Source organism: Candidatus Cloacimonadota bacterium, assembly GCA_011372345.1.
In the GTDB taxonomy this organism is placed as follows: Bacteria; Cloacimonadota; Cloacimonadia; order Cloacimonadales; family TCS61; genus DRTC01.
The window spans coordinates 1-1,938 of sequence record DRTC01000483.1; the positions used below are offsets into that span (position 1 = coordinate 1).

Below are 1,938 nucleotides of genomic sequence, written 5' to 3' on the forward strand. Positions count from 1 at the left end.
TCAACACTATAAAAGGTAAACCTCCAACCAGTACCAGACCAATTCCCGATTACGAATTCCTTATCGAACCAGCAGATTTAATGTTCACTTATTACGATTACATGCCGGGAAGTTATAATGGAATTCCGGTTTGCGTTCAACCTGAAATATCTCAACCAAACGGATATGAAGCCGGAGGAGTTTATATTGTTTTTCATTCGATGGAAACATCTTCTGCAACAAGAAAAACATATTGCTGTTATGTTGATTCAGGTGGAAATATTGGCGAATCAACATCAATTACTGAAAACATCTGGAATGGCTATCCCGGAATTGCGATTGATCCAATTACAGCAAATGCTTTCGTAGCCTGGCATCAACAGGATGGAACTTGTTATGATGTATTTATGTCATATGATTTGTTTCACATGTGGGGAGATACTGGTTTATGGAGAGAACCATTTATTGTGATCGATAATCCTCAAGGGCAATATCAGAATGATGAATTTATCTGGCCTATTGTGCAAATCGGACCTTCACCCATTGAAGGTAAAAGACGAGTTTATATTTTAGCAAAGCGTGCAACTGTTAATCCTTTCTTGTATCCCGAAAATGCTTTACTTGCTTATGCTGATTTTAGTTCTCTGGATTTAGATAGTTTATCAACTTTAGATTGGACTTATATTACATTTCCAGTGTTGGATGAATGGGCATATTGCGAACCACATGTTAGACCATATTACACTTTTACAGTTTCAGATGATGGGAAAGTAGCAGTTATTGGTAATTTAGCAAGTTGGGATGAATCTTATGATCAGCATATTTTTGTCCTTTACAATGATAATTATGGAGAGGGTGAATTCAGTCTAGTAACAGAAGATTTCAGGTTTTATGTGGACAATCCTCAAAACCAGGATGGGAGTTATGCTTTTGTTAATGATAATAATACACCCTATGAATTGTACTTTACTTTTGTAAATTGTAATCATTTTAATGCAGTCCTGACCGATGACAATTCCCAAATAAAATTTGTAGGAAGTTTTGGCTTACATGGAGATGATCCGGATGAAGAGGATGATGTTTACTGGTCTAACCTGATTTTTCCAAAAGAGATTGAATTCGATTTTTCGACGAATGAATTTAACTTCGTTGATCTTGATATACAAGGAGAAAATCCCAACGACAATATTCCGATGCTTCCCTGGGATTTAGATGAAGATGGAACTCCTGATAATTATGATAATCAAGGAAATGTACTTTATTATTATGGTTGGCCTATATATTATTATGATCTTGATGCAGCCTATCACGAAAACTATTTCAGGATCGTCAAAAATGAAGAAAAGAACTGGCTGGCAGCAGTCTGGTCTGACGGCTTAAAAGCAAAACTGGCAAATCAAGGAGCACCACCCGGATATGAAGATTGGCTGGAAGTTCCTGAAATTGCGATCTGCATTTCCAACAATAATGGAGAAACATGGTCCGAACCGATTTTCCTGAATTCGCTTGAGACTCCCGAACTTGAAGGAATGATTCCGTGCTATATCTATCCGGGAGATTTGATCGAAGATTTAGGAAACGAACATGGAAAACTTCATCTTTTCTTTCTGGATGATTACAGTTACGGTTCGTCTATTCAAGGTTTTGGCCTTCAGATTGGCGGTATGCTCAAATATGCTGCTCTTGATATTGATTTTGGTTATGATGCAGCAGTTGAAGAAAATGATATTTGTAGTGCAGAACTTGTTCTGCAATCTTATCCGAATCCCTTCCAATCCGAAACAACGATCTCGTTCAATGTAACACAAACCTCCCGGTTTGTGACTCTCGAAATATTCAACATCAAAGGACAACGCATTCGCGAATTAGAAATTAGAAATGATAAATTAGAAATGAATAAGGTTATTTGGGACGGAACTGATGACAATGGAAAACTACTCTCATCAGGAATCTATCTCA

1 protein-coding gene is annotated in these 1,938 nt (G+C 37.2%); it reads left to right on the top strand.

All coding sequences use genetic code 11. The annotated features are described in order from the left end of the window. The coding region (locus tag ENL20_09360) for a hypothetical protein (GenBank protein ID HHE38765.1) at positions 1–1,938 on the top strand (1,938 nt) is incomplete at both ends.